Here is a 25,589-nt window from a genome sequence, read left to right as displayed (position 1 = left end):
ATGAAAAGAGTAACGATTGTAATCTTGTTGTTACTCTTGGTGGGCTGCTTTGATAGCAGCTCGCCAGATTGGCAATTGACTAACACGGGCTTAAATTACCAAAACGTTGCGGTAAATTTTAACGCGCAAACACTGGCAAATTGCAGTGATTGTAGATTAAAAAATACATCTCAACACTCGCCTCAAGGCGCGGTTAAATTTACCGGCCTCTACCAAAAAGATGCGTTAGTTGCCGCTTACGGAGAAAATACACAGTTAGAGGTTAAAATTCCAAACGATGCGGGGCGAACCGTGTTTAAGGTGTTGGCTAAAAACAGCGCGTGGCAATTAGAAAGTGAAAGCAACAGCTTTGCACTTAGCGAAGGTGAAGTCACAAATATTACCGTTTATGGTACTAATTACGTCATTTTACCGCTGAAACTCTCTAAGCAACGCATAAACTATATTTGGCTGAAGCAATAGGTTAGGGTTGAGTTGGCTAGTTAGTATGAAATTAGCCAACAACACACAACATATAAGTAAGGGGCATTTAATGAAAGTTTATTTATCAGGTGAAATCCACAGTGATTGGCGCGAGCAAATTATTGCTGGCTGCCAGGCTAAAAATCTCGATATTCAGTTTGTCTCACCAAATACAGATCACGAATCTAGCGATGCTGCTGGCGATTGCCTAGGCGAAGAAACTAACTCATTTTGGCGCGACCACAAATCAGCAAAAGTAAATGCAATACGTATTCAAAATGCTATTAAATCATGTGATTTAGCGATTATTCGCTTTGGTGACAAATACAAACAATGGAATGCCGCATTTGATGCAGGTTACTGCGCAGCCCTTGGCAAGCCCTACATTACGCTGCATAGCGAAGAAATTGTTCATGCATTAAAAGAAGTAGACGGCAGCGCGCAAGCGTGGGCTACATCACCATCACAAATTGTCGAAATTTTAGCGTACACGCTTAATTCATGAATTTAAGCCTGTTTGATCCAATCCAATTAGGATCAGTAACACTCAAAAATCGTATTGTTATGGCGCCTATGACGCGTTCGCGGGCGTCGCAACCAGGCAACATTCCTAATGACCTAATGGCAACCTATTATGCACAGCGTGCAACTGCAGGCTTAATTATTAGTGAAGGAACGCCTATTTCAGCGGTAGCGCGCGGCTACTCACTTACGCCAGGTATTTATACGGAACAGCAAATCGCTGGTTGGCGAAAAGTTACACATGCAGTACACGAGCGCGGCGGCAAAATTTTTGCTCAGCTGTGGCATGTTGGCAGGCGTTCCAGTACTGCTATCGAAGGATTACAACCACTGGCACCATCGGCGATAAAAGAACCCGACAAAGTTTACGGCCCACTATCAAATGGCGAACTTGGCATGATAGACACCACAATGCCAAAAGCCATGGATTTAAACAATATTCAAAATACGGTGGATGACTTTGTTATTGCTGCGAAAAATGCCATGCGAGCGGGGTTTGATGGGGTAGAAATTCATGGTGCACACGGTTACTTGCTAGATCAATTTATGCGCCGTTATGCCAATACACGCGATGATAAATACGGTGGCTCAATTGAAAACCGTATTCGATTAACAGTTGATGTGTGCCAAGCCGTGGCTAATGCAATTGGCAGCGACAAAGTGGGGCTGCGTATTTCGCCATTTGTTACCAGCAGCTTTCAACAGCATGACAGCGACATGCCAATCTTGGCCCTAGCACTTTTAAAGGCGCTCGCACCCATCAAGCTCGCTTATTTGCACCTATCTGAAAATATTGGTAATTATCAGCCAATCACCGATACGTATCGCAAAAAAATGCGCTCGCTTTACCCACATCCAATCATGTTAGCAGGCGGTTTAACGCAAGAGGTTGCTAACTGCTTTTTAAAGAAAGGCATGGCAGACGTATTTGCCTTTGGTACAGCATATATTTGTAACCCCGATTTAGTTGAGCGCATGCAGCGCAATATACCGCTAACGCAATTAGCCAATGATGCACACAGTTCGTTTTATGGTGGCGGTGAAAAAGGCTATACCGACTACCCAACCAGTTGCAGTTTTGCACAAAAATCCGTACGCTAGCGCCTCTCTCATCAAAATGGAATTATGATGACTAAACACCTCATTACTTTACTCTTATTATGTAACCTGTTTGCCTGTGCTATGTCGCCTTTTAACAACGACATTAAACAAGGGCATTTTCGTATTGAAAATACCAGCTACGATAATAGCCAAGGCAGAACAGAATATGTTTACCTGATGTGTCATAAGCACAAACCCGCTACTTGGGTTACTGCACGGCAATACCCTGCGGGCAAACACAATATTTGGGTAAAAGCGACTTACCAAGAGGCAAATAACCACAACTCGTACCAAGTTGCATTTGCCAATTTCAACCTCACCTTACCAGCTGGCGGAAACTATCAACTAGCACACACTATTCACGATGAGTCGATTTCAATTTGGTTGCAAGACATCAATACACTTAGCGCAAAATCAGAAGTGGTTACTGCTAAATTAACTCGCAACAATATTGCAAACAGCACTAAACTTATTAATCAATGTAAGCAAGGAACTGTTTAACATGCAATTTGAATCCATTTTTCATCATGCAGCGGCTGATATCACCGCGCTCTTTACCCATGTTTTTAGCGACGCTGACGGCGCAAAAGCAGGGTTACAAATCGGTGAACTGACCGAACGCATGCTTAACGACTGCACAAACGAAGAACTGATTGGCTTTGTAGCAAAAGAGCACAATACGCTTTTTGCCGCAGTACTGTTTAGTAAATTATGGATTAGCAATCAGCCAAATCTTACCGCGGTGATCCTCTCGCCCATGGCTGTTGCATCGTCGCAACAAGGCAAAGGCATCGGGCAAGCACTTATTAACCATGCGCTTACGTATTTAAAAACACACAACGTGGATTTTGTTGTAACCTATGGCGACCCTAATTTTTACAGCAAAACAGGGTTTCAAGCGGTGGCTGATACCGTGTTAATTCCGCCTTTTTTGCTGTCGTACCCCCATGGTTGGCAAGCGGTTGCGCTTGGCGATAAACCACTTAGCGAACTAACTGGCGAAGTACGTTGTGTATTGCCTCTTAATCAGGCGTGTTATTGGTAATTTATGAAAACAATCGGTCTTTTAGGTGGCATGAGTTGGGAGTCTACGCTCAACTACTACAAAGCCATTAACCAAGGTGTAAAAGCCGCGCTTGGCGGACTTAATAGCGCAGAAATTTTACTTTATAGTGTTAATTTTGATCATATTGAAAAACTGCAACGGGCAGGCGAATGGCAAAAAATGGGCGACATGCTAGCAAAGTCCGCGCAAGATTTAGAAGCAGCAGGTGCGCACTGCCTACTTATTTGTACCAACACCATGCATAAAGTAGCGCACCAAATTGAAGACAATATTTCGATTCCGCTGCTGCATATTGCCGACGCCACCGCAGCACAATTGATACAAGATAATATATCGCGCGTTGGTTTGCTTGGCACCGCATTTACCATGGAACAAGGCTTTTATAAAAACCGACTAACAGAAAAGTTTGGTATTGACGTTATTGTGCCCAACCAAGAAGATCGCGACTGTGTACATAGCGTTATTTACAACGAACTCTGCCTTGGCGAAATCAATCTTGAGTCAAAAGAACGTTACCTTGCAATAATCAATAAGCTTCACCGCCAAGGTGCGCAAGCGATAATTCTTGGCTGTACTGAAATCGCATTATTAGTATCACAAAACGATACGGAGATTCCCCTTTACGACACCACAGGCATTCATGCCGATGCCGCAGTGAAGTTTGCACTTAAAAACTAACTTTTAAGTGCAGCCGTGTGTTTTACAAAAACTCAGTTATTGGTGTTTACCAACCTGCCAACCATTGTGTGTTAGGTGTTCTTTTCCTGCCGCAACAGCGCCCGCTTCCATAGTTGTGCCCATGCTGTCGTTCCAGCGGTTTAAATAACCAAACAGTGATATAACACCCAAAATTTCAACCACTTCACCATCATCCCAGTGTTCTTTTAAATTTGCCGAAATCGCATCATCAACCGCGTTAGGCACGCTTGATGCTGCTAAGGCAAATTCAAACGCCGCTTTTTCAGCATCAGTGTATAAATCGGATGTTCTAAATTGCCAAATATGCTTTAAACGTTCATCGCTACCGCCATAACGCTCAGCCGCTAAAATTGTATGCGCTTCGCAGTAACGGCAACCGGTATTTGCGCTGGTGATGTAACCAATTAAACGCTTTTGCTCTGCTGTTACGCGCCCATCATTTGCCATTACCGCTTTGTTTAAATTAATAAATGCGCGGGCTATTTCTGGGCGAATTTGCATGGTTAAAACACTATTTGGGCAAAAGCCTAAGGTTTCGTTAAAGAACTTTGCAAGCTCTGCCACTTCGCTATCGTGATCGGGTGATAAAGGGGTTACTAACGCCATGCTATTTCTCCTGTCGATTATATTTATGTTGCATATGCAACATAAATATAATCGAGCCACTAAACCATGTCTAGTTTTTGTACATACTTATTTCTCAGTGTTTCACATCGGTTAAATATGCTATTTTGCAGCCATTACCGTGCCTAAATATAAAAATCAATAACGCGCTATGACAACAAACAAACGCCAAACGTCTTTTTCATTAAGCAGTAAAACCAATGACGCGCTTGATCTCTATCAGCAGGTTCCCTACCGCATTGCAACCGCCAGTAATTTACTGGTACTCGATAGAGACGCCTATGTAAAACAAATTACCGACCTAGACACCCGAGCAATTCGCGTACTATTAAATGTTGGCTCGTATGGGCCTATTAATGCGGCTGATATCGCTTACCAAACGCGCTTAGACCCCTACTCGGTAACCCGTGCGATTAACGGCTTGCTAAAAAAAGGGCTAATTTTAGCGTCGAACGACCATCAAAAAAGCCGCAGTAAACTGGTTGAAATCAGTGACAATGGCAAACCAATTTACCAAAAAATTTCTGACTATATGGCTAAGCGCTGCGATGCTGTATTAGCAGGCATTAGCGAAACGGAACAAGCAACATTAATGATGTTGTTAGAAAAAATAGAGCTCAATACCGAGAAAATGCTAGCAGGCAATGCCAACACTGTTGCGAAGCAAGGCGGCACCCCAACACGCGACCAAAGTGAACAAATTCGTTGGTTTAAACGCACACAAAAGCAATCGCAATAACGTAGCCAAACAAGGGAAATACCATGATCCGACTCGCTAACAAGGATGATTTAGCTGGCATTTTAAAACTCTATAACGAATTGCGACCAAGCGATCCTACGTTGCCCGATTCACTTGCCATTGAGCGCTGGCAACAAATAATCAATGACGACAGAACCCATGTGGTTGTAGCAGATATTAATGGCACACTTGCAGCCACCTGCGCGCTCAGTATTAATTTAAGTATTGCCGTTGGCGCACGCCCTTTTGGATTAATTGAGCATGTTGTAACGAGTCGCAATTTTCGCCGCCAAGGATTAAGCCAACAAGTGCTCAGTTATGCAATTGATTTAGCATGGCAGTTACACTGCTACAAAGTCATGCTGCTGTCTGGCGCAAAGCTAAATGGTGCCCACAAAGTGTATAGCGCAGTAGGGTTTGATGGCGATAGAGAACGGGGTTTTGTTATAAAAGCGCCAGATATGGCAGCGCAAAATAATTAATCAGCTCTTTAATCAAGAGCACAGTTTAAACCCTTTGCTTGGCTGTAAACACGCTGCACTAAGCAAACTTTTAGGCTTCTCTCGTATTTAAATTAAACCGCTGCCTTACGTAATCCAAAGTTTTGCGCCATTAAATAATGCCCATAAATACACGCAAAACTTAACGTTGTAAGCGCGAAGCTATACTGATAATCTACTGAAATAATTAAATAAAAAATAATTAGTCTGCACGAGATAAAGCGCTTAAATCATTATGCATACTAATACGCTGTTATATTTCCAAGGAGAACGGATGCAATTTCTAACCAATATGTTTCAAGATCTTCGAATATCTAAAAATTCAGTTGAAGGTAATCAAACAAAAATTCGTTCGTATCAAAATGAAGCGCATGTTGACACTCTTTCCGAAAAAATAGACCAACTTTATATTATGAACTTGGCAGCGTTAGAGCTATTAAATGAATTGGGTATATCTGAAAAACAAATTATGGAGAAAATTGAAGAAATAGATCTTCGAGATGGAAAAGCCGATGGCAAATTAGCACAGCCAACTGAGTGTTCTGATTGTGGTCACAGAATTTCAAAGCGTCGCACAAATTGCTTTTATTGTGGAGCAAAAATAAATAATTTAGGTTTCAAAGCAACTTAACAATTTGTTGAAGCTCCTTCGTCACTAATTTTTACCAAGTATTATCAACACTATTAAGTTTCAAGGAGTGAATATTGAACACAGGAATAGCGCTAATTTCAGTGATAGCAGGCGCTTTAATCTGCTCACCATTATTTAAGTACATGTACAAAGCTGTTGTTACTAACGCGCCTGATTTCGATAGTGGTTATAAAGAAGTGAAAAATAGAGATGCAACAGATGACTTTATTCATGCTAATGGCTCTAAAGATCAGACAGTAAACACATTTGCCGCATACAACCTAGTCGTGCTTCTGTTACCGCTAGTCCCTTCGTGTTTTATAGCGGTGCCCTTGTATTTCTTTTTCTCATGGTTATATGCGTTTATTTAAGTCTAACAAGGTGCTTAAGCTACGCCGCTTAACAAAATCATTAGCCATAAAAGGAGAGGTTTTTGTTTAACTCGTTCAAAAAATTAATAGCAAAAGGAAGTTGGCATTCATTAGCCGCTATTATTGTTGTGCTTGTAGCTGGGCCAGAAATCATGATGAGCATAGAGCTCATGGCGATGGTTGAGTTACTTGGTGCTTCAACTTTTGTTTTAATGTATGTTGCTGGCTTTAAGTTGTTTTTTACTAAGCTTGCAATTAAATATAGAAAATTCGAACGCCATTCTGTGTTAGTTATTCCGCCACTATCAATTTTAAAACAAATGCCGTCGTTAGCCTTTCATGCAATACCAGAACGCACTTTCAGTCTCTGCTTTTTTGGTTTTATAGCCGTTGGTATGGGCTGTATTTACACAAAAATGCTTATAGCTGCTTAACAAAACTAACAATCTGTTTAGCATAGAAAATACTGTTGGCTTTTATCCTTGCCTCACTTATTCTAGCTAAAACTACTTTGCGCTTTTTCGCTATAAAAGCGCAGTAATGCGAACATAAGGCGCAAAATCGCTCACTTGCAAACTCAACATAGGGATATACGTTTTGACATTGAATACCGTTATTTCGCTCGCACTACTTTTTGCTACAACTGCAGTTAATGCCATTGTGATAAGGCACGATGTAGACGATAAAAAGTACCTAGCGCTTGGCGAGCAGTATTCACCGTCTGTTGCTTATATTGCTGGTTGCGCCGCAACCGTAATTAATAACAACTGGCTGCTAACCGCAGCGCACTGTGTAGCAGGTAAAGAAAGTGACATTTTTACTGCGCGGCATATCAACAACCATTACCGCGTCGCAAAAATTGTTACCCACCCTAAATTTAAACGCGCAAATGACGAATTTTATGATGCAGCGCTGGTTCAATTAAAAGATCCCCTAAAAAACGCAAAACCAGCGGCGCTAAATCAGCAAAAAAATGAGATTGGCCAACAGGTTATTTTTGTTGGCAGAGGCACCTTTGGCAACGGGCAAGATGGCCTTATACGAGATGATGCTAAGCAGCGAGGCGCAACAAATACCGTAGCAAGTGCTAATGAGCATGTGATTGGCTTTACCTTTGATAAACCCAAAACGGCTACTCAGTTTGAAGGCATAAGTTCACGCGGTGACAGTGGCGGCCCTGCATTTGTTATTGTTGATAACACACCGATTGTTATTGGCATAAGCTCGTATCAGGTTGGCAATGGCACTCCTGAGGGGCACTACGGCGTTAGCGAATATTACACCCGAGTGTCGTCTATTTACCCTTGGCTACAAGGCGTTATCGACAATACAGCACCCGCTTTAGTACCAAATCACTCGCTGATAAATGCGGTGGTAAATAATGATTTAAGCGCACTAAATAAAACAATTACTAAATCTACACTCAATCAACACGCCGTAATCACCGAGGCGTTTTATCAATCGGTAATACTTAACCGTGTTCAAATGGCAAAAGCCTTGATTGATCAAGGCGCAAAATTTGAAAATATCATCATCAATAAAGATTCATTGTTTGCATTTGCGTTAATCAACAACAAGCACGACTATTTTCGCATGCTACAAAATGCCGCAGGCAACAAAAACCAACTGCATAATTCAAACAGCACCGTTCTGCCATTATTTATAACTAGCTTTCGTAAAGACCCTTATTTATTGGCAGGCGCGAAGCTACTAATACAGCAAGGCGCAAACCTAAATGCCCAAACTAAAGCTGGCGATACTGCATTAATACTTGCTGGCTGGAGCACCAACAATTTTGAATTAGTAAAATTACTGGTATCAAACGGTGCTGATTTAAATATCGCGAATAACAATGGCGACACACCCACCATTGATGCCGCGTACTTAGGAAAAATTGAAAATTTGCGTTACTTACTTAAAAACGGTGCCGATACATCACGCAAAAATAAGCGTGGCAAAACCGCGTTAGACGTTGCTAAAAGTAAAAACAATAAATTGGCTATTGCATTATTAAGTGCTGAGTTGCCGCAATAATAAAACGCATTTTATATAAGCAAGCTCGATACGTTGAGCATTTTGATAAACAAGTTAAATTGTGCAACACCACACTTGGCTCGATTATCTAACTGACGGTTGTAATACCTTGTTATAGTTAAATAAATTTACTTTATTATAATACTAAAGGTGTCTTTTTAGGCATTGTTTTAGGATGGTAGAGTGCCATTAGGTATTAGCGCGTTAATGCCGCCGCCTTTTTCCTTATCAGTGTAAAATAACACTTGTAATTTATTGAAAAAATTAAATAAAATAACTTATCAACCCATAAATTAACGGTTATGGATAACTTGCTTAAATCGAAATGCGCACTAATAAACGGTTAAGCGAGCAGACGTTTAAAACTTTTGGAAATGATCAATGAAATTATTTTTGCATTCACCAAGTTCAAGTTCTGAGATTACAGATATTTATAAACAGGCTTTTAGCGAGGCAGTTAGATTGTATGTCGTATCGGCATACCTTACCGAGTGGGATACAAGCCTAGAACTTAATTCAGAATGTAAAAAATTCAGAGTTATTGTTGGAAAGGATTTCGGTATCACTAAGAAGTCAGCATGTTTAGATCTAATGGGATGGCTTCCTGCAGAGAGAAAAAGTCAATTTTTGGTTGCAGATGCCATTGACGGCTTTCATCCAAAAGCAATTTTCTGGATTGATAAAAAAGGTAAATCTTTTTCCTTGATAGGGTCTTCAAATTTAACCAAGGCCGCTTTTGAGAAAAACTATGAAGCCAATATATATTCTGAAATTTCAAAGAATGAATTTACCAAGGCTGAAAAATGGATAATGGAAATCGAGGAGCAATCAGTAGTTGTTTCAGAGGATTGGCTTAAGGAATATCAAGAGAGAGAGACTGCTCCTAAGAAGAAAAGTAAAAAAAATAAAGGTGAAGGCTCTAGTATCATTACGCTAAAGCTACCAAACCCTTCGGGTTCTAAGCAGCAAGTAAAAATAAGAAGGAAGCAATTGGCTGCACATGAGAACTTAAAAGATAGGCTGGAGAATTACTTTCTAGAATGTAGTTTGGGTAAAATTAGTTCGTCTGAATTCTATGATCGATTACCAAGTGTTTGGAGCTGGGAATCAGGAAACAGACTTCAAGGGTCTGGCTGGGAAAGAAAAGGTAAGGCTAGTAACTTCAGAGAACTTTCAACTAGCTTCATGAATATACTGAATTCCAGATCAGATGACCGCGATGATATTGTTGTTCGTGAACTCGACCGCCTTAAAGCGTCAAAAAACGCAGCTAGAAAAGCATTTTTATCAGAGATACTTTGTTTAACATTTCCTGATAAATACCCAGTTCTTAATAAGCCTGTTCACAATTATATCTCAGATATTGCGTTTCGAGCACCAAAAGGAGCAAGTGAAGGTGCGGCATACATAGATCTTGCTAAAAAACTACGTGCATCACTTGCCCAAAATCCCAAACATCCTGCCAAAAACTTAGCAGAGCTAGATACTGTAATTTGGTTGGAATACGGAGAGTAATCGCTTAACAAAAGGCTGAAGCCTGACTCCTCAATCTGTCACTTTTTGTGCATAAAAAGTCAGTTTGCTACTTAATTGAGTCCAGCGTTATACGTTCATCAATAGTGGGGAATTTAATGTTACTTGAGTTAGTACACAAGTTTGGTGAAGCCTTTTTATCGGAGTTAGAAGAAGCACAATATTTGGGTGCTGAATTGAACTCTTTTCCTAGCGGATCTTGCGAGATAACTAGCCAAATGCTCGCATTGTATCTCTGTTCTAACGGCATTAACGATGTTGTATATACTAGAAATCAGACAAGCACTTTAAATGCAGGTTCTATTCATTATTGGGTTATTGCTGAAAACACCATTATAGATTTAACAGCTCATCAATTTGAAGAATTCAAAGGTCATTGCTTTTTACCTCTTGATTCCGAATTTCACGGGAGGTTTGAGCAATTGTCTGAACATAAACCAGACATAAATAGCCTATATCGGCAATCTGATGGTCAAAGTTATGAAAGTTTTTATTTTAATGTCATCAATCGTATAAAGAAACGCATAAAAAGTGCCTAAACCAAAGGTCGCAAAACAGCGAAATTGCGCTACTTTAACCAATGAAGCCAGAGTTATTGATCTTGGCTTCATGGTTCCAAGCCAACAAATCAACTGTTCTGACCCTTCTTCCGCTTTAAAAAACTAGGCACATTATGTACACCACATTTGGCACGATTATCCAACTTATATATGTAATACCTTGTTATAGTTAAATAAACCCAGTTCCATATACTACTAAAAGTGTCTTTTAAGGCGCGATTATGTGATGGTAGGGTGCAAGTAAGTAATAGCACCTAAATACTAACCTAGATTTACATTATTAGTGTGTGAACATACTAATAATGTACTGAAACGATTAAGTAAAAAGTTTATTTTTACGAATTTTAGGTTGAAAGCAAATATTGCATACATCCTTCTTTCCTTTAGGTATCGTATGCATAGTTTTTAGAAGGAATTAATAATGGCTTGTAGTTGTTGTGGTAAAAAACTGAATATTGGAATGATTCACAAGATAGATCCTACAACAGGGCAAAAATTTAAATCATGCCCGCACTGTTCAGATGCAAATGAAAAGGAGCATGTCTTCCACCCATATCCAGCATCATTTGGTAAAACACCAGCAAGAAAAACAGCCAGAAACCCTGATGGCTATCAAAGCTACTGTTATGATTGCCGTAGTTTAAAAAAAGGGCAGATCTCACACGTTTATCAAAATGGACGTGTTTGTGGTAGTTTTAAGTAGAGTTTAAATGCAATTATTTCAAGATGATGCAATATCATGGTTATCTACGCTAGCTGACGCTAGCGTAGATCTAGTTGTTACAGATCCCCCATACGAATCTTTAGAAAAACATCGTAAAATTGGTACAACAACAAGGTTAAAAGTAAGTAAAAGTTCAAGTAATCAGTGGTTTAATATTTTTCCAAATGAACGCTTTGAAAGTCTGCTCACAGAAGTTTTTCGTGTTCTGAAAAAAAACTCTCACTTTTATCTATTCTGTGATCAAGAGACTATGTTCATAATTAAACCCATTGCAGAAAAAGTAGGTTTTAAGTTTTGGAAGCCTATCGTTTGGGACAAAGTCTGCATTGGTATGGGCTATCACTACAGAGCTAGATATGAGTTTGTCCTGTTTTTCGAGAAAGGTAAAAAGAAACTTAAGGACTTTAGCGTGCCAGACATTTTAGAATGCAAACGAGTTTATAGGGGTTACCCAACAGAAAAACCTGTTCCACTACTAGAAACTTTGATAGCTCAAAGTACAAACCCCGGTGAACTTGTAATAGATCCTTTTTTTGGATCTGGTTCAACTCTTATTGCGGCCAACAACCTAAACCGAAAATCTATGGGATGTGATATTTCAGGCTCAGCTCATGAACACTTTCTCAACCGTATCAAATAAACTTCAGCCTAAAAAGCTTGTCACTGTTTTGATTTGATTCTGTTTTTTCACTATATATATTGTCTTCTTACGCCGGAATTAAACTAAAACTTAATAAGTCATGCAAAAGAAATCACATTGGGAAACGGTTTACACAACAAAAGCGTGTGATGCGGTGAGTTGGTTTCAGCCGCATGCGGTGACCTCGTTAAAGCTAATAAACCGTTTAAATTTGGCAAAAAGTGCTGCCATTATTGATGTGGGTGGCGGCGCATCAACGCTTGTTGATGATTTGCTGTTAAATGGTCATACAAATCTATCGGTGCTTGATATATCTGGGGCTGCGCTTGCAACGGCTAAAAAACGTATTGGCGAAAATTCAGCAAATGTAAAATGGATTGAAGCGGATATAACAGACGTAACACTGCCAAAACAGCAATTTGATGTATGGCATGATCGCGCGGTATTTCACTTTTTAACAACGCCTGAAGAGCGTAGCGCTTATATTACAAACGTGCTGCACGCGGTGAAGCCAAATGGCCACATTATTATTGCAACATTTGCAGAAGATGGCCCAGAAAAATGCAGCGGCTTGCCTATTGTGCGTTACAGTGCAGAAAGCTTAGAAGCCGAGTTTGGTGAGCATTTTGTACTTAAAGAACAACTGCATGAAACCCATAAAACACCGTTTGGTACAACGCAACAGTTTGTGTTTTGTCACTTTGTAAAACAAGTTTAGCAACGCATCGTTACTCAACATCTAACCCTTAAGATTTCTATCTTTTGGATTCTACATTCTCACACTCCCCCCTTTTCTTATGTATTTAATTTTGGACATGCCTGATTACTTACCCGAGGTATTTTCAACCATGTAATAACTCGTAATAACGGAAAAAGAAAACTCGTCTATTCTATTTTTACGCCCTTTATCAGGGACAGATAATAAAATTTTAGGAGAAATTTATGAGCGTAAGACCAGTGAAAATGACAGTTCAAAATTTTACAAATAAAGAACTTAAGCTTAAGTCAAAAAAAGCAGAACATGGGGAATTTGAAGTTGACCCACCACAATCGATAGAGACAACAGGGAGCTGGAAGTGTGACTGCGTGACAATTTTTGGACCTGGTCCAGAAGGTACCGTCGTCTATAAAGCTGCGGACGAAAGTTTTACCGTAGAATTTTACTTTAATCATCCGCTTGGAACAGCAACTAGCTCATACAGAATTATTCCTACCCCTTCGGATGCAATAACTCATGATATTAAAGGCAGTTTTAAAGGCCATGACCAAGATATCACTTTTGAGCTATATGCTAATTAATGGTTTGCGAATACCTACATGGAGGACGCGTATGTTGCGACTTAATTGTTTTTTATCTCTCTATTTATTGAGTTTATCTAATCTTTCCATTGCTAATGGCGTCGATTTTTCAAATGAAAATTGGATGTCACAACTAGATGATAATTTAAAGATCAGTCGAATAGTAATGCCTGGAAGTCACGATGCAGGAATGTCGGAAACACATCATTGTGACTGGGGCTCAAGTTTGAATACTGGAATGGTTAAAACGCAGCGGCTTAACATTGAGGGACAATTAGAATCAGGTTCTCGTTTTTTTGATATACGTGTGGATTATGATCACAGAGAATTAGTGACTTACCATCGTTCAGGCGACTTGGGTTGTAACGGTCAGTCACTCGAAAGTGTTATGAATCAATCCTTAGCGTTTTTAAAGAACTATCCGAGTGAAACACTGATTCTAAAGTTTTCCCACATAAGAAGTAATCGAGGTAAACAGCGCGAAATAAAAGACAGAATCGACCAATTTTTATCAACACCCACTTATAGTGAATATCTCTATACCAATCAGGACTACGAGGTGAATTTATCAAATATACTGCTTAAAAATACCCGTGGAAAAATGATATTGACGTTTGATTACGACGAAAATACAACAGCTAAACAGGGTCGCTTCCGTTATCACGACGGATTCCTCGAAAACGGCAGTAACAATGATGATTGCCAATTCAGAGGCCCGAACCTGACTGTCTGTGACCAATACACCAACACCACCAATCTTTCTAAAATGGAAAAAGATCAGATTGAAAAATGGAACCACTTCGGAGGATTGGGTCAGAACTTTATGTTCCTTTTGTCCTGGACGTTAACACCAGATGCGGGAACATTCTTAGGTGGCAGTATTGAATCTCTTGCATCGAAAGCTAATCAAGCCTTACCTGCTGCTTTAGAAAAGCAAATTGTAGATGAAAATCAGCCGCCTCCCAACATTATTTATATTGATTACATGAATACCCAGACAGCTAAAAACATTATTAAATATAACTTCTTAGACTAATTTAAGGACAAATTATGGACGCGAAACAAATATTAAATCCTCTTTTTGGAGTAACGATAGGTTCAACCGTTACATCTGGAACGACTAAATTTAAAGCCAGCGTTTTGACCCAGCCAGTTAGTAAAATGGTGAGTCAGGGTGAACATCAAAAAAGCATGTCTGGCGAGAGTAGTTATGTATATAGCGATAAAATGAATCAAGGCTCTTTTGGATTGTGCGGCTCTTACGGTATTTCTGGGGTTTCACAGGTGAAGTCATCTCTTTCAGCTTATGTTGGTAATTCATCAGCAACAGCAACTAAGTCGATTACTGTAAGCTATAACGCACAATCTGTGGCTGGAGTTGAGTACATTGATTTTCAGTCATTAACTGCCAGTGATTTTTTGGCAAGTTTAGATGATGCAACTCGACAAAATGCATTAGGGGTATTAGATGCATTTAATGACGTAGTAAAGGAAACAGCCAAATTAGACTTGGACCTAAATAAGCTTGATGAAAATGACGGGAGATTTTTTGAATTGAAGCCCTACCTGCAAAAGTGGATTGATTTATCTCAACGCTTTTGCACTAACTTTGGTGACGGTTTAGTTGTAGGTGTTACTTGGGGGGCTATGGGCGGGATCATTATGGAAATGACGTCAGGTAGTGAGTCCGAAACATGGAAATATGGGGGACAAGCAGATTTCTCTTATGCCAGTGTAGGTTCGTCTGTCGCTGTCAAGAGTACGTATGACGGAGGAACTTCTAATAATTATGCAGATGTAACGGTATCCTGTAATAGTTATGTAAGCGGCAGCGTGCTAGCCACACAAATTGATAAATGGTTTGAACAAGTTAGTAATAAAACTTTTGAGCAACTTGCTGATGTTAAAGTAATGGCTGTCGCCCCCAATATGACTATTAATCAAGGACCTCCTACTATACCTGATTTCGTTAAACCAAAGCCTAGCGAGAGCATTACTAGTAAAGTAGGCGACATCAAAGACCTTGATGGTTTAAAAGCATTTGCGACGGCTTCCGCATTTGACCAAGCTAAAAAACTAAACCCTGAATTGACCTTAAAAGAATTTATAGATGAGTCTGAACAACCCGCTAACATTGATGCTCTCGAGGAGCTTCAGGATAATGTTAATGACAATAACATCAATGTATTAGAGCCAAACGAAGAACTTCACCAAAATTTATTACTAACTTCAAAATCAGAACGTTTATTGAGCCAAAACGTTAGTACTAGTGCCAATTTGTCTGACTACGTACCTTTAGGTGTCTGGATAAGCAATTGGGCTGATATTTTTCCTTGGATGGCACAGGGGTATCTGAATAATGTTGAATATATAGAGGGCTCTGAAGAAATCCGAAAGCGTGTATTGCTGCAAGATCTTCAAACACTGGCGCGTCTATATTTAACAGCTGATGCGTCAGGTATAAAAAAAATAAAACGGCTAAATCGTTCTTTACCTGATGTGGAAACTTATGATATTGCCAATGGCTTCTCCAACGCTGCTGGCGAGTTACAAAATAATTACCATAAAGACAATATTTTGAGCTCTATCATACACAGCTTGGGAACAATTATTGGTGATATTTATAAATTCTGGAATGAGAATGCCTTCCTAAGAAATGCTGAATTAGCTTTAGGTTTAATTCATGAGGTCAAAGAAAATGGTCAACTCGTAACAAAATCAGTTAGCGATTTATCAAGCAATGAAAGTGCTGATAGTAAGTCATACAAGTTAGTATCCAATTTGTTTGAAGCTGCTTCAGGAAATTATGAGCAATTTGCAAGCACCCTTAAAGTATTGCCTTTAATTACTCCTGACAAAGAATTATGGGCGTTTGGTCCCGAGAAAGGGGGCCTTGTTGCTATTTATGATCATGAAATTACATTTTCTAAACCAGGCTTAGCAAAGTTTATAAAATTTGAAGCGAATAAAGAAACTAAAACCTTAACCAATAGAGATTTTAACATTACACTCTACCCTATTCCGTACTCAGCTGCTGCTGGTGAACATGTAGCATGGAAAGGTATATCATTGAGCACCAATATCAGGGCGGAAAGGAGCTTAACGGGCAGCCTTGCACAAATGGATAAACAACTGAGTGGACTAAAAGAATGGTCTTTCAGTAGCGACAACTGGGATAAATCCTGGAATGGCGAAAGTTACTATATCCAGAAAAAAGTTAAGAAACATTATATTGGACTGATTGATGAGATTAGCAATGTAATCTAATTTCTAACATATATCTTCTCTAGAATGTGGCTTACTTTTGGTTTTTCTAGAAGTAAGTCACTTTTCTTATACATGACTTGTAATAACTGAACATATATTTCGATAGCTTTTAGCATCAGCTTTAACACTAAATATTTTTCCCACCATAGTTGCTGAATTCGCGCAGCAAACATATTATTCGCTCGTTTAATTCACTGCCTTAATTTACTCGCTTAAATAAGTCACCAAATGTGGCAATAGATAAGTTGAACTTGGAGAAAAGTATTTATTTTCCGATTTTAGTGAATTAAGCGCTAAAAAAGCGGATAATTACAGCCATTATGTTTGCCTAGCTGCAACCACCTATTCGCGGCGACACACTTGGAACCTAATTCATGGAAATCAAAGTAAATTATCTTGATAACTTGCGCTTAGAAGCGCTGTTTGACGACTTTAACGTTATTGCCGATCAGCCTATTCGCTATAAAGGCGATGGTAGCGCACCTGGTCCATTCGATTATTTTCTTGCCTCATCTGCGCTGTGTGCGGCGTATTTTGTAAAGGTTTACTGTAACGCGCGCGATATTCCAACTAACGATATTCGCCTATCGCAAAACAACATTGTTGACCCTGAAAACCGTTACAACCAAATCTTTAAAATTCAGGTAGAGCTGCCAGAGAGCATTTCTGACAAAGACAAACAAGGTATTTTGCGTTCAATCGACCGCTGTACCGTTAAAAAAGTTATTCAAACCGGCCCTGAGTTTGTTGTAGAAGCGGTTGAAAACCTTGATGAAGACGCACAAGCCATGCTAATGGGTCAGCCGGAAGGCGACGCCAACACCATGATTTTAGGTAAAGATTTACCGCTTGAGCAAACCATTCAAAACATGACTAAGATTTTAGAAGACTTGGGCATGAAAATTGAAATCTCATCGTGGCGTAACATCGTGCCAAATGTGTGGTCGCTTCATATTCGCGATGCGGCATCGCCGATGTGTTTCACAAATGGTAAAGGCGCAAGCAAAGAAAGCGCGTTGTGCTCGGCACTTGGCGAATTTATTGAGCGTTTAAACTGTAACTTTTTCTATAATGATCAGTTCTTTGGTGAAGAAATTGCCAATAGCGATTTTGTCCATTATCCAAATGAAAAATGGTTTAAACCAGGGCCAGAAGACGAGCTACCAAGCGAGATTTTAGACGACTACACGCTGGATATTTACGACCCAGAGCAAGAGCTACGTGGTTCTAACCTAATCGACACTAACTCAGGTAATGTTGAGCGCGGTATTTGTTCAATTCCGTACACTCGCCATTCAGATGGCGAAACGGTTTATTTCCCGTCAAACCTGATTGAAAACTTATTTTTAAGTAACGGCATGAGCGCGGGTAACAACCTTGCAGAAGCCAAAGTACAGTGTTTATCGGAGATTTTTGAGCGCGCGGTAAAACGCCAAATCATCGAGCAAGAAATTGTATTGCCAGATGTACCTGAAGACGTACTGAACAAATACCCAAGCATTGTTGCGGGTATTAAAGGGCTAGAAGAACAAGGCTTCCCAGTCGTAATTAAAGATGCCTCACTTGGCGGCCAGTTCCCAGTAATGTGTGTTACCTTAATGAACCCGAAAACGGGCGGCGTATTTGCCTCTTTTGGTGCGCACCCAAGTTTTGAAGTGGCGCTTGAGCGAAGCCTTACTGAGCTATTACAAGGCCGTAGTTTTGAAGGCTTAAACGATGTACCTAAGCCAACCTTTAACTCTATGGCAGTACAAGAGCCAGAAAACTTTGTTGAGCACTTCATTGATTCAACGGGCACCATTTCGTGGCGTTTCTTTAGTGCTAAGCACGATTATGAGTTTGTGGAATGGGACTTCTCAGGCACGAACCAAGAAGAGTGCGATGCCCTATTCGGTATTTTAGAAGACATCGGTAAAGAAGCCTATGTTGCTGAATTTACAGGCCTTGGTACCGCATGCCGTATTTTGGTACCGGGTTATTCTGAAGTTTACCCAGCAGAAGACTTAATTTGGGATAACACCAATAAAGCGCTTTTATACCGCGACGATATTTTAAACCTGCATTCACTGTCTGACGACGAGCTAGCTGATTTAGTTAATCGCTTAGAAGAAAGCGAGCTCGATAACTACATTGATATCATTACCCTAATTGGTATTGAATTTGATGAAAACACAGTGTGGGGTCAGCTTACTATTCTAGAGCTTAAGCTATTAATTTACTTAGCGTTAGGCGATTTAGAAGAAGTTAATAACCTCGTTGAAAGCTTCTTACAGTATAACGATAACACCGTTGAGCGCGGCCTATTCTACCAAGCGCTGCACGCAACACTGCAAGTAGCACTCGATGACGAGCTTGAGTTTGAAGACTACCACCATAACTTTACTCGTATGTTTGGCGAGGAAGTAATGAACGCGATTATTGGCTCTATTAATGGCGATGTGCGTTTTTATGGTTTAACACCAACTAACTCGCAGTTAGAAGGCTTAGATAAGCACCTGCGCTTAATCGAAAGCTACAAAAAGCTGCACAGCGCTCGCGCAAAACTGGCGGGTAAGTAAACCGCACTAACATTAAAAAAGCCCGATTAATTCGGGCTTTTTTTATGCGTTCGTTTCAAGGCTTGCTAACTAGCAACTGATAAATCCTTGCTAGCTAAACTTGTACTGCTTCATGGCAAACCGCGTTATAAATCCAACCATCGCTGCATTAATTTGTAGTCTTGCTTTTGTTCAGCCAACTTATAGTTTTCGACAATGTACGGCTCTAATTGGTTATATATTTCTTTTTCGGTAACCGTTTTGGCTAGTAAGTGTCGGTAGGAGCGAATTAAATAGAAACGCTGCATCGGGATCGCTCTAGGGTATTTCAATTCTAATAACTGATCGATAATTTTTTGCGCCCGTTCATACTCACCGCCCTCTGTTAAATAATAAAGCCATTGCGTTCCTATATTAATGGCAGAGTTAGCGTCGTTACATTGTTCGCAATACTCACTTTGCCATGTTTCCTCTAAAAAGTGTGTGATATAGAACTCATAAAACGGTTTAAATTCGCTAACCGTGCCACGACCTAAAAAGCCTGCAATCTCTCGGGCATTATTTTGATGCTTAAGCATACGCGCATAAATCACTTTAAAATCACGTTTATATTTATCATCGCCCGTATTTTTTTTATGGTAGGCTGTTATTTCTTCCTGTGAGAAGTTCATTGGATCAATGTACTTAATTGGTACTGAATGCCACCAATCGGGTTTTGGCACAGCGGCTTCAAACTCAGGCCATTTAGGCCAGCTTTGCTGCTCCTTTGCTTCGCGATCACGTAACGCTTGATAACTCTCACCACAACCAACGATGATCAACATAAGTACTAAAACACTTACATTAAAATAGCGGGAAAAACGCATAACATCCCTTTAATTTGCTTAATAAAATAATGCTAGGCTAGCATATTTATACAGGTATGTAATTTTTACACACTTTTACTTTAAACCCTTTGTAATTTTTTCAAACGGGTAGTTATTACACGCTCTAAAAATCACTATCGTATTGAAATACATACAAAAAGCCTTAGGTACGATTCTTGTAACCCTATGTTATTTAGCTTTGAGGTGTTAATAGTATGAATGTCACTTTCATTTATTTATTGCTGGTTGTTGCGGCATCCGGTCTTGTTTATGTGTCTAAACACCCGTTATTTATTTTTGCTAGCAGTTGGATTCTGCTTTCAGTGTTAATCGTGTTTAGCGCTTACCTATTTGAAAAACCAAATTTCTTTCGCAAACGCGCAACAGGGCAAATTCCAGTAGTTATTAAATTGGTACTGTTGCCTTATTTACTGTGCGCACAGCTTTACAACGCGTGGCAGCGCTACAAAGACTCAGTGCCTGCGCTGCAACAAGTTGAAGACCAAATGTTTATCGCGTGTCGTTTATTTCCAAGCGATATTCCTATGTTAAAAGCCAATAAAATTGACGCAATTTTAGATGTAACTGCTGAATTTGACGGTTTAAATTGGTCGGCTGAGCAAGAAGGGTTGTACTACTTAAATTTACCGGTGCTTGATCATCAATCGCCTACTCGCGCGCAAATTGTTCATGCGTTACGTTGGATTGAGGCAATGCACACGCTTAACAAAAAAGTGGTGATCCACTGTGCCCTTGGTCGTGGTCGTTCGGTATTTTTATTATGTGCTTATTTACTTTATAAACATAAGCTCAGTACTCAAGGTGCACTTGATAGAGTAAAAAAATTGCGCCAAACCGCGCGTTTAAACCGTTCGCAAAAAAAACGCTTAAATGCCATTGCACACGTTGATTTACTCGCAAAAACAGAAACCCTACCGATGGTGATAAACCCTGTATCGGGCAGCGGTAAATGGTATCAATACGATAACCAAGTGATTGGTTATTTAACGCAGCGCTTTTTGCTTGAATTTCACTTTACCGAAAAAGATACCAACGTAAGTGCGCTCGCCCTGCGTTTAAAACGTAACCATAACAAAGTGATTGCCTGTGGTGGCGATGGCACTGTAACGGCCGTGGCCCATGCGCTTGTTAACAGCGATTGCCATTTAGGTTTTATTCCGTTAGGTACTGCCAATGCGCTCGCACACGTATTACTTGGTGTGCAAACTAAGTTAGAACCCATAACACTTGCATGCGAGGCCATTGTTAAAGGTAAAACACAGCAAATTGATACCATACAATGTAATGAACACACTGCTTTGTTGTTGGTTGCGTTTGGCTTTGAAGAGCAAATGATCAGCTTTGCTAACCGCGAAGAGAAAAACCAAGGTGGTCAATTTGCTTACATCAGCGGCTTTATTAATGCCGTATCTGAAAGCAAATCACAAAACGTGTGTATTGCTGTTGATGAGCAAAACGCAAAAGAGTTAGAGGTAAACAGTTTAGTTGTTGCCAATGCTGCGCCATTTTCTACCTTGTTAGCACAAGGCGGTGGTGAGCCAAATTATCAAGATGGCCAGCTCGATATCACCCTCATCGAACACGACGAAAACAACAGCGCAGCGTTTAGTCTTGCGCAACTTGTGTTTAACGGCCTAGAAGGTAAGAAAAAACACAGCGAAAACAACGTAAATCATGCACTTTGTAAGCGTGTTTGTTTACACCAACACGGTGACACAGTAAGGTATAGTATTGATGGCGAAATAAAAACGTGCGAAACACTAACCATTGAAATAAAAGAAAAATCATTATGGATTATGACAAAGTAATTTGTTTACTTTGTAGTGCAGTATTTTGAGGACATTATGAAAACAGTGTTATTAGTCGATGACGACTCGGAATTTAACGAATTAGGCGCGCGTATTTTTGAATATATCGGTTGCGAAGTGTACACCGCCGAAAGCATTGCAGAGGCCAAAGAGTGGCTCGCAAATACGCGCTTCGACCATGTTTTTTTAGATTTTATGTTGCCCGATGGCAGTGGTATTCACCTAATCGATTTTATTCGCGCGCAAGGCATTAATGTAAATATCACCCTAATTACAGGTCATCCTTCGGTAAAAACCGCTATTGCATCGCTGTGTGATGATCAAATCGACTACTTAACCAAGCCAATTCAAGCCGACGACGTAAAGCGTGTACTCTTTAAAGAACCTAAGGTTTCTAGCAAGAGTACAACGAAAATAGAGCGCCACTTTGGCTGTTTAATTGGTAAATCAAAAGCGGCGCAGCACCTCATCACCATGATTGAGCGCGTGGCTAAAACCAACGCAAATGTATTATTAATTGGTGAAAGTGGTGTTGGTAAAGAAGTTGTGGCAAAGGCCATTCATAACGCCAGCAAATGCCAAGGCGAGCAAGTGTCGGTTAACTGCGGCGCTATCACCAAAGATTTAATCGGCAGCGAGTTATTTGGCCATGAAAAAGGCGCGTTTACTGGCGCGGTTGCACAAAAGCAAGGTGTGTTTGAACAAGCTGAAAACGGCACTTTGTTTTTAGACGAAGTAACCGAAATGCCGATAGATATGCAACCTAATTTACTGCGTGTATTAGAAACCCAACATGTCACACGCGTTGGTGGTAACAAACAAATTCCGGTAAATTGCCGCGTTGTTTCAGCCACGAACCGCACCATGAACGAGATTGCCGAAAAGAAAGTACTGCGTGAAGATATTTATTTTCGCCTTGCGGTTTTTCCAATTGAAATACCGCCGTTGCGTGAACGAAAAGAAGATATCGAACTATTAAGCGAGTACTTTTTAGATGATTTAAACCGTGAATATAAAACTCAGTATCAGTTTTCACCGACGAGTAAACAAGTGCTATTTGCCCATCATTGGCCGGGTAATATACGCGAGTTAAAGCACAGTATTCACCGCGCGTTTATTATGGCTGATCCAAATAGTCAAACAATCGATATTGAACAAATAGAGCCATCGCCTTTTGCACAGCCACCAGCAAGCAATCAAGCTGCAGCTGTTCAGCAAGCCTTTACACCTAGCGCGCCTGCGGCGACCTATGATGCGCCAGAAGTTGATGTTGGAAAAACCATTGAAGCGGTAGAAAAAGAGCTTATTTATAAAACCCTTGAGTCGGTTTCGGGCAATAAAACACTGGCCGCTAAGTTACTTGGTATAAGCACTAAAACACTCTATAACCGATTAAACGCTTACGAAGAATCACTGTAAAACATGATTTGCGAGGAAACATGACTGACAACAATGAACAACTTAATACCTTAGTTCACGATGCACGAAAACCACTAAATCATATTTCAATGCATGCTGAAATTATTAAAATTTTGAGTGAAGATGCGGCGAAAAACAGCGAAATTAGCGATGCGGCGAATAAAATAATCGCCGCAAGCAAAGCCTGCAGCGAGCTGTTACAACAAATCGCGGAAAACGCTAAGTGAATATAATGAAAGCATTTTTCGATCGTGCCATTCACAGCATCGGCTTTGCATGGTGCGCATTTGTCATTATTGTACTGGCTATCATCTCAATTACCTTTGTTGGGTTACAAAACACCCAAAGCATTGCGCAAATTCAGCAAAGCTTTCAAAACACATCAAAAGTGATGCTGGCTATTGACCGTTTGCACATCGACTTACTCAACGCCGAATCAAGCCAGCGCGCTTATTTAATTACGCTGCAAGAAGACGATTTAGCACCTTACAAAAAGGCGTTAGATCAATTTTCTGAGAGTATTACGCAAGCCCGCGAAATTCGCTCTGAGAGCGATATTCAGCAAAAACGTATCGACAACTTTGTGCGCTACGCCGAAGCTAAGTTTGCCTTAGTGGGTGCTGGTATTCGCCACGTACAAACAAATTCTGAGCGCTCACCAAAGCGCCTGTTAAAAGATGTGCAAATATCTGATTTAGACTTACGCACCATTTATCAAGAGATCATTGAAAACGAAACGGTTATTCGCAATCACTTACTTACCCGCTTAAGTAAGGCACGTAAAACCTCTGAGGCAAACCTAATTTGGTTTGCAGCCATTAGTATTATCATGAGTAGTTTGCTTTTAATATTGCTCATTAAACACTTGCGCAATGTTAAGCAAAACGCATTAGAGCTTGAAAAAAGCAACGAATTACTTGAAGAAAAAGTACAAGAACGTACCCAAGCGCTGGAACTTTACGCCGAAGAGCTTGGCCGCAGTAACCGCGAGCTAGAAGACTTTGCGTTTATTGCATCACACGACCTACAAGAGCCGCTGCGTAAAATTCGTGCGTTTTCAGCGCGTATTACTGAACTTTATGCCAGCGCAATTGACGATAAAGGCAAAGATTACTTATCGCGCATGGATAATGCTGCTGCGCGTATGTCGTTGTTAATATCAGACTTATTAGCTTTATCGCGGGTAACGACTAAAGGGAAAGCCTTTGGTGAAGTAGACCTAAACGCTGTGCTTGAAGGTGTACTGGACGACCTTGAAATCGCCATTAACGAATCAAACGCCACCATTACGCTGGCAAGCATGCCAAAAATTGAGGGCGACGAAAGCCAGCTACAACAGTTATTTTTAAATCTGTTATCGAATGCGCTTAAATTCAGACAAGCCGACAAAGCGCCCGAAATCAAAGTAACTGTGTCAGAGGCCGACGCCCCAGCACAGCATTTAGATGAAATTACCAGCGAATGGATACAAATCGATGTGTGCGACAACGGCATAGGCTTTGAACAAGATTACAGCGATAAAATTTTCACCCCATTTCAGCGTTTACACAGTCGCACCGCTTACAAAGGCACAGGCATTGGCTTGTCGGTTTGCAGACGTATTGTAGAGCGCCATGGCGGCCAAATTACTGCGCACAGCGAAGTTGGCCAAGGTACAACATTTACCATGATACTGCCGATTGCAGCATCATCATTTCATTTAGAGGAAAATAGTCATGCTGGAAGCTGAAGTAAAACGAATTAATATTTTAATGGCCGACGATGACGAAGATGATCGTTTACTAACCCAAGACGCACTTGAAGAAAGCCGAGTCATCAACAATTTGTATTTTGTAAATGACGGTGTTGAGCTACTGGCGTATTTGAACAATCAAGCGCCGTTTGAAGATAAACAAAAATACCCGCGCCCTAATATTATTTTGCTCGATTTAAACATGCCACGTATGGATGGCCGCGAAGCGCTAAAGCTGATTAAAGAAAATGCCGAATTGCGCTCTATTCCGGTGGTTATTCTGACTACTTCAAAGCAAGAAGAAGACAAATTGCGTGGTTACGATCTTGGCGCAGCATCATACATTACTAAACCGGTTACTTTTGAAGGCTTAGTTGAACTGATGAAACAGCTTGGTAAATATTGGATTGAAATTGTTGAACTGCCATAGGGAT

General features: G+C 40.3%; 28 protein-coding genes. 26 read left to right on the top strand and 2 right to left on the bottom strand.

The genetic code is table 11. The features are described 5' to 3' along the window. From L1068_RS19035 to L1068_RS19010, 6 genes are all read left to right on the top strand, one after another. Positions 1 to 462, top strand: coding sequence for a hypothetical protein (locus L1068_RS19035; protein WP_237131483.1), 462 nt, complete (start codon positions 1 to 3; stop codon positions 460 to 462). A 70-nt stretch (positions 463 to 532) separates the two neighbouring features. After that, positions 533 to 967, top strand: coding sequence for a YtoQ family protein (locus L1068_RS19030; RefSeq protein WP_010558605.1), 435 nt, complete (start codon positions 533 to 535; stop codon positions 965 to 967). Next, the gene (locus L1068_RS19025; RefSeq protein WP_237131482.1) at positions 964 to 2,085 is read left to right on the top strand and encodes an alkene reductase; all 1,122 of its coding nucleotides are present in this window, start codon (positions 964 to 966) and stop codon (positions 2,083 to 2,085) included. The genes L1068_RS19030 and L1068_RS19025 overlap by 4 nt, the downstream gene beginning before the upstream one ends. Before the next feature lie 27 nt (positions 2,086 to 2,112). Continuing rightward, positions 2,113 to 2,586, top strand: coding sequence for a hypothetical protein (locus L1068_RS19020; RefSeq protein ID WP_237131481.1), 474 nt, complete (start codon positions 2,113 to 2,115; stop codon positions 2,584 to 2,586). Position 2,587: 1 nt separating this feature from the next. Next, entirely contained in the window at positions 2,588 to 3,130 is a 543-nt protein-coding gene (locus L1068_RS19015; RefSeq protein ID WP_237131480.1) for an N-acetyltransferase, read from the top strand. 3 nt (positions 3,131 to 3,133) lie between these two features. Beyond that, entirely contained in the window at positions 3,134 to 3,829 is a 696-nt protein-coding gene (locus L1068_RS19010) for an aspartate/glutamate racemase family protein (protein WP_237131479.1), read from the top strand. Between the two features lie 36 nt (positions 3,830 to 3,865). Here L1068_RS19010 and L1068_RS19005 read toward each other — a convergent pair whose 3' ends face one another. Beyond that, entirely contained in the window at positions 3,866 to 4,456 is a 591-nt protein-coding gene (locus L1068_RS19005; RefSeq protein WP_237131478.1) for a carboxymuconolactone decarboxylase family protein, read from the bottom strand. Positions 4,457 to 4,625: 169 nt separating this feature from the next. On the opposite strand from L1068_RS19005, the gene L1068_RS19000 reads away from it, so the two are divergent. The 15 genes from L1068_RS19000 (at position 4,626) to L1068_RS18930 (ending at position 19,330) form a co-directional block, all read left to right on the top strand. After that, complete coding sequence (locus tag L1068_RS19000) at positions 4,626 to 5,213, top strand: MarR family transcriptional regulator (RefSeq protein WP_237131477.1); 588 nt, start codon at positions 4,626 to 4,628, stop codon at positions 5,211 to 5,213. Between the two features lie 23 nt (positions 5,214 to 5,236). After that, positions 5,237 to 5,695, top strand: a complete 459-nt coding sequence (locus L1068_RS18995; protein WP_237131476.1) for a GNAT family N-acetyltransferase — start codon at positions 5,237 to 5,239, stop codon at positions 5,693 to 5,695. Between the two features lie 292 nt (positions 5,696 to 5,987). Continuing rightward, complete coding sequence (locus L1068_RS18990) at positions 5,988 to 6,344, top strand: zinc ribbon domain-containing protein (RefSeq protein ID WP_237131475.1); 357 nt, start codon at positions 5,988 to 5,990, stop codon at positions 6,342 to 6,344. Positions 6,345 to 6,418: 74 nt separating this feature from the next. Then, positions 6,419 to 6,715 carry a hypothetical protein gene (locus tag L1068_RS18985; protein WP_237131474.1) on the top strand — a complete coding sequence of 99 codons (297 nt, stop codon included), beginning with the start codon at positions 6,419 to 6,421 and terminating at the stop codon, positions 6,713 to 6,715. Between the two features lie 62 nt (positions 6,716 to 6,777). Continuing rightward, complete coding sequence (locus L1068_RS18980) at positions 6,778 to 7,149, top strand: hypothetical protein (RefSeq protein ID WP_237131473.1); 372 nt, start codon at positions 6,778 to 6,780, stop codon at positions 7,147 to 7,149. Between the two features lie 163 nt (positions 7,150 to 7,312). Further along, on the top strand, positions 7,313 to 8,749 hold the full coding sequence (locus tag L1068_RS18975; RefSeq protein WP_237131472.1) for an ankyrin repeat domain-containing protein: 1,437 nt from the start codon (positions 7,313 to 7,315) through the stop codon (positions 8,747 to 8,749). A 381-nt stretch (positions 8,750 to 9,130) separates the two neighbouring features. Continuing rightward, a complete protein-coding gene (locus tag L1068_RS18970; RefSeq protein ID WP_237131471.1) occupies positions 9,131 to 10,264 on the top strand; it encodes a phospholipase D family protein in 1,134 nt (377 codons plus the stop codon). 116 nt (positions 10,265 to 10,380) lie between these two features. Continuing rightward, positions 10,381 to 10,821 (top strand): hypothetical protein, encoded by a 441-nt coding sequence (locus L1068_RS18965; protein WP_237131470.1) that lies wholly within the window; start codon positions 10,381 to 10,383, stop codon positions 10,819 to 10,821. A gap of 442 nt (positions 10,822 to 11,263) precedes the next feature. Beyond that, on the top strand, positions 11,264 to 11,545 hold the full coding sequence (locus tag L1068_RS18960) for a hypothetical protein (protein WP_237131469.1): 282 nt from the start codon (positions 11,264 to 11,266) through the stop codon (positions 11,543 to 11,545). A gap of 7 nt (positions 11,546 to 11,552) precedes the next feature. Further along, on the top strand, positions 11,553 to 12,206 hold the full coding sequence (locus L1068_RS18955) for a site-specific DNA-methyltransferase (protein ID WP_237131468.1): 654 nt from the start codon (positions 11,553 to 11,555) through the stop codon (positions 12,204 to 12,206). A gap of 100 nt (positions 12,207 to 12,306) precedes the next feature. Next, the gene (locus L1068_RS18950; RefSeq protein WP_237131467.1) at positions 12,307 to 12,924 is read left to right on the top strand and encodes a class I SAM-dependent methyltransferase; all 618 of its coding nucleotides are present in this window, start codon (positions 12,307 to 12,309) and stop codon (positions 12,922 to 12,924) included. 224 nt (positions 12,925 to 13,148) lie between these two features. Continuing rightward, the gene (locus L1068_RS18945; protein WP_105172441.1) at positions 13,149 to 13,505 is read left to right on the top strand and encodes a hypothetical protein; all 357 of its coding nucleotides are present in this window, start codon (positions 13,149 to 13,151) and stop codon (positions 13,503 to 13,505) included. Between the two features lie 31 nt (positions 13,506 to 13,536). Beyond that, the gene (locus tag L1068_RS18940) at positions 13,537 to 14,541 is read left to right on the top strand and encodes a hypothetical protein (protein WP_237131466.1); all 1,005 of its coding nucleotides are present in this window, start codon (positions 13,537 to 13,539) and stop codon (positions 14,539 to 14,541) included. 14 nt (positions 14,542 to 14,555) lie between these two features. Next, positions 14,556 to 16,772 carry a hypothetical protein gene (locus L1068_RS18935; protein WP_237131465.1) on the top strand — a complete coding sequence of 739 codons (2,217 nt, stop codon included), beginning with the start codon at positions 14,556 to 14,558 and terminating at the stop codon, positions 16,770 to 16,772. A 374-nt stretch (positions 16,773 to 17,146) separates the two neighbouring features. Beyond that, entirely contained in the window at positions 17,147 to 19,330 is a 2,184-nt protein-coding gene (locus tag L1068_RS18930) for an OsmC domain/YcaO domain-containing protein (protein WP_237131464.1), read from the top strand. A 125-nt stretch (positions 19,331 to 19,455) separates the two neighbouring features. Here L1068_RS18930 and L1068_RS18925 read toward each other — a convergent pair whose 3' ends face one another. Continuing rightward, entirely contained in the window at positions 19,456 to 20,175 is a 720-nt protein-coding gene (locus tag L1068_RS18925) for a hypothetical protein (protein ID WP_237131463.1), read from the bottom strand. Between the two features lie 215 nt (positions 20,176 to 20,390). Between L1068_RS18925 and L1068_RS18920 the strand changes: the two genes are divergently transcribed. Genes L1068_RS18920 through L1068_RS18900 form a run of 5 tightly spaced genes read left to right on the top strand, consistent with a single transcriptional unit; the run spans position 20,391 to position 25,585 of the window. Continuing rightward, positions 20,391 to 22,004: a diacylglycerol kinase family protein gene (locus tag L1068_RS18920; RefSeq protein WP_237131462.1), complete on the top strand. Its 1,614-nt coding sequence runs from the start codon at positions 20,391 to 20,393 to the stop codon at positions 22,002 to 22,004. A gap of 36 nt (positions 22,005 to 22,040) precedes the next feature. Next, complete coding sequence (locus tag L1068_RS18915) at positions 22,041 to 23,423, top strand: sigma-54 dependent transcriptional regulator (protein WP_237131461.1); 1,383 nt, start codon at positions 22,041 to 22,043, stop codon at positions 23,421 to 23,423. Between the two features lie 20 nt (positions 23,424 to 23,443). Next, positions 23,444 to 23,650, top strand: coding sequence for a hypothetical protein (locus L1068_RS18910; protein WP_010558585.1), 207 nt, complete (start codon positions 23,444 to 23,446; stop codon positions 23,648 to 23,650). A 5-nt stretch (positions 23,651 to 23,655) separates the two neighbouring features. Continuing rightward, positions 23,656 to 25,152, top strand: a complete 1,497-nt coding sequence (locus tag L1068_RS18905) for a sensor histidine kinase (protein ID WP_237131460.1) — start codon at positions 23,656 to 23,658, stop codon at positions 25,150 to 25,152. Continuing rightward, positions 25,139 to 25,585, top strand: a complete 447-nt coding sequence (locus tag L1068_RS18900) for a response regulator (RefSeq protein WP_237131459.1) — start codon at positions 25,139 to 25,141, stop codon at positions 25,583 to 25,585. Before L1068_RS18905 ends, L1068_RS18900 begins: the two co-directional genes overlap by 14 nt. The last annotated feature ends 4 nt before the right edge of the window (positions 25,586 to 25,589 follow it).

Source organism: Pseudoalteromonas sp. MMG024, from assembly GCF_021654175.1.
Classification (GTDB): Bacteria; Pseudomonadota; Gammaproteobacteria; order Enterobacterales; family Alteromonadaceae; genus Pseudoalteromonas.
This window is presented reverse-complemented; position numbering and strand designations above follow the sequence as displayed.

Coding starts and splice junctions, on each gene's coding strand:
- L1068_RS19035 (WP_237131483.1), top strand. CDS start 1: ATGAAAAGAGTAACGATTGTAATCTTGTTGTTACTCTTGGTGGGCTGC.
- L1068_RS19030 (WP_010558605.1), top strand. CDS start 533: ATGAAAGTTTATTTATCAGGTGAAATCCACAGTGATTGGCGCGAGCAA.
- L1068_RS19025 (WP_237131482.1), top strand. CDS start 964: ATGAATTTAAGCCTGTTTGATCCAATCCAATTAGGATCAGTAACACTC.
- L1068_RS19020 (WP_237131481.1), top strand. CDS start 2,113: ATGACTAAACACCTCATTACTTTACTCTTATTATGTAACCTGTTTGCC.
- L1068_RS19015 (WP_237131480.1), top strand. CDS start 2,588: ATGCAATTTGAATCCATTTTTCATCATGCAGCGGCTGATATCACCGCG.
- L1068_RS19010 (WP_237131479.1), top strand. CDS start 3,134: ATGAAAACAATCGGTCTTTTAGGTGGCATGAGTTGGGAGTCTACGCTC.
- L1068_RS19005 (WP_237131478.1), bottom strand. CDS start 4,456: ATGGCGTTAGTAACCCCTTTATCACCCGATCACGATAGCGAAGTGGCA.
- L1068_RS19000 (WP_237131477.1), top strand. CDS start 4,626: ATGACAACAAACAAACGCCAAACGTCTTTTTCATTAAGCAGTAAAACC.
- L1068_RS18995 (WP_237131476.1), top strand. CDS start 5,237: ATGATCCGACTCGCTAACAAGGATGATTTAGCTGGCATTTTAAAACTC.
- L1068_RS18990 (WP_237131475.1), top strand. CDS start 5,988: ATGCAATTTCTAACCAATATGTTTCAAGATCTTCGAATATCTAAAAAT.
- L1068_RS18970 (WP_237131471.1), top strand. CDS start 9,131: ATGAAATTATTTTTGCATTCACCAAGTTCAAGTTCTGAGATTACAGAT.
- L1068_RS18965 (WP_237131470.1), top strand. CDS start 10,381: ATGTTACTTGAGTTAGTACACAAGTTTGGTGAAGCCTTTTTATCGGAG.
- L1068_RS18960 (WP_237131469.1), top strand. CDS start 11,264: ATGGCTTGTAGTTGTTGTGGTAAAAAACTGAATATTGGAATGATTCAC.
- L1068_RS18955 (WP_237131468.1), top strand. CDS start 11,553: ATGCAATTATTTCAAGATGATGCAATATCATGGTTATCTACGCTAGCT.
- L1068_RS18950 (WP_237131467.1), top strand. CDS start 12,307: ATGCAAAAGAAATCACATTGGGAAACGGTTTACACAACAAAAGCGTGT.
- L1068_RS18945 (WP_105172441.1), top strand. CDS start 13,149: ATGAGCGTAAGACCAGTGAAAATGACAGTTCAAAATTTTACAAATAAA.
- L1068_RS18940 (WP_237131466.1), top strand. CDS start 13,537: ATGTTGCGACTTAATTGTTTTTTATCTCTCTATTTATTGAGTTTATCT.
- L1068_RS18935 (WP_237131465.1), top strand. CDS start 14,556: ATGGACGCGAAACAAATATTAAATCCTCTTTTTGGAGTAACGATAGGT.
- L1068_RS18930 (WP_237131464.1), top strand. CDS start 17,147: ATGGAAATCAAAGTAAATTATCTTGATAACTTGCGCTTAGAAGCGCTG.
- L1068_RS18925 (WP_237131463.1), bottom strand. CDS start 20,175: ATGCGTTTTTCCCGCTATTTTAATGTAAGTGTTTTAGTACTTATGTTG.
- L1068_RS18920 (WP_237131462.1), top strand. CDS start 20,391: ATGAATGTCACTTTCATTTATTTATTGCTGGTTGTTGCGGCATCCGGT.
- L1068_RS18915 (WP_237131461.1), top strand. CDS start 22,041: ATGAAAACAGTGTTATTAGTCGATGACGACTCGGAATTTAACGAATTA.
- L1068_RS18910 (WP_010558585.1), top strand. CDS start 23,444: ATGACTGACAACAATGAACAACTTAATACCTTAGTTCACGATGCACGA.
- L1068_RS18905 (WP_237131460.1), top strand. CDS start 23,656: ATGAAAGCATTTTTCGATCGTGCCATTCACAGCATCGGCTTTGCATGG.
- L1068_RS18900 (WP_237131459.1), top strand. CDS start 25,139: ATGCTGGAAGCTGAAGTAAAACGAATTAATATTTTAATGGCCGACGAT.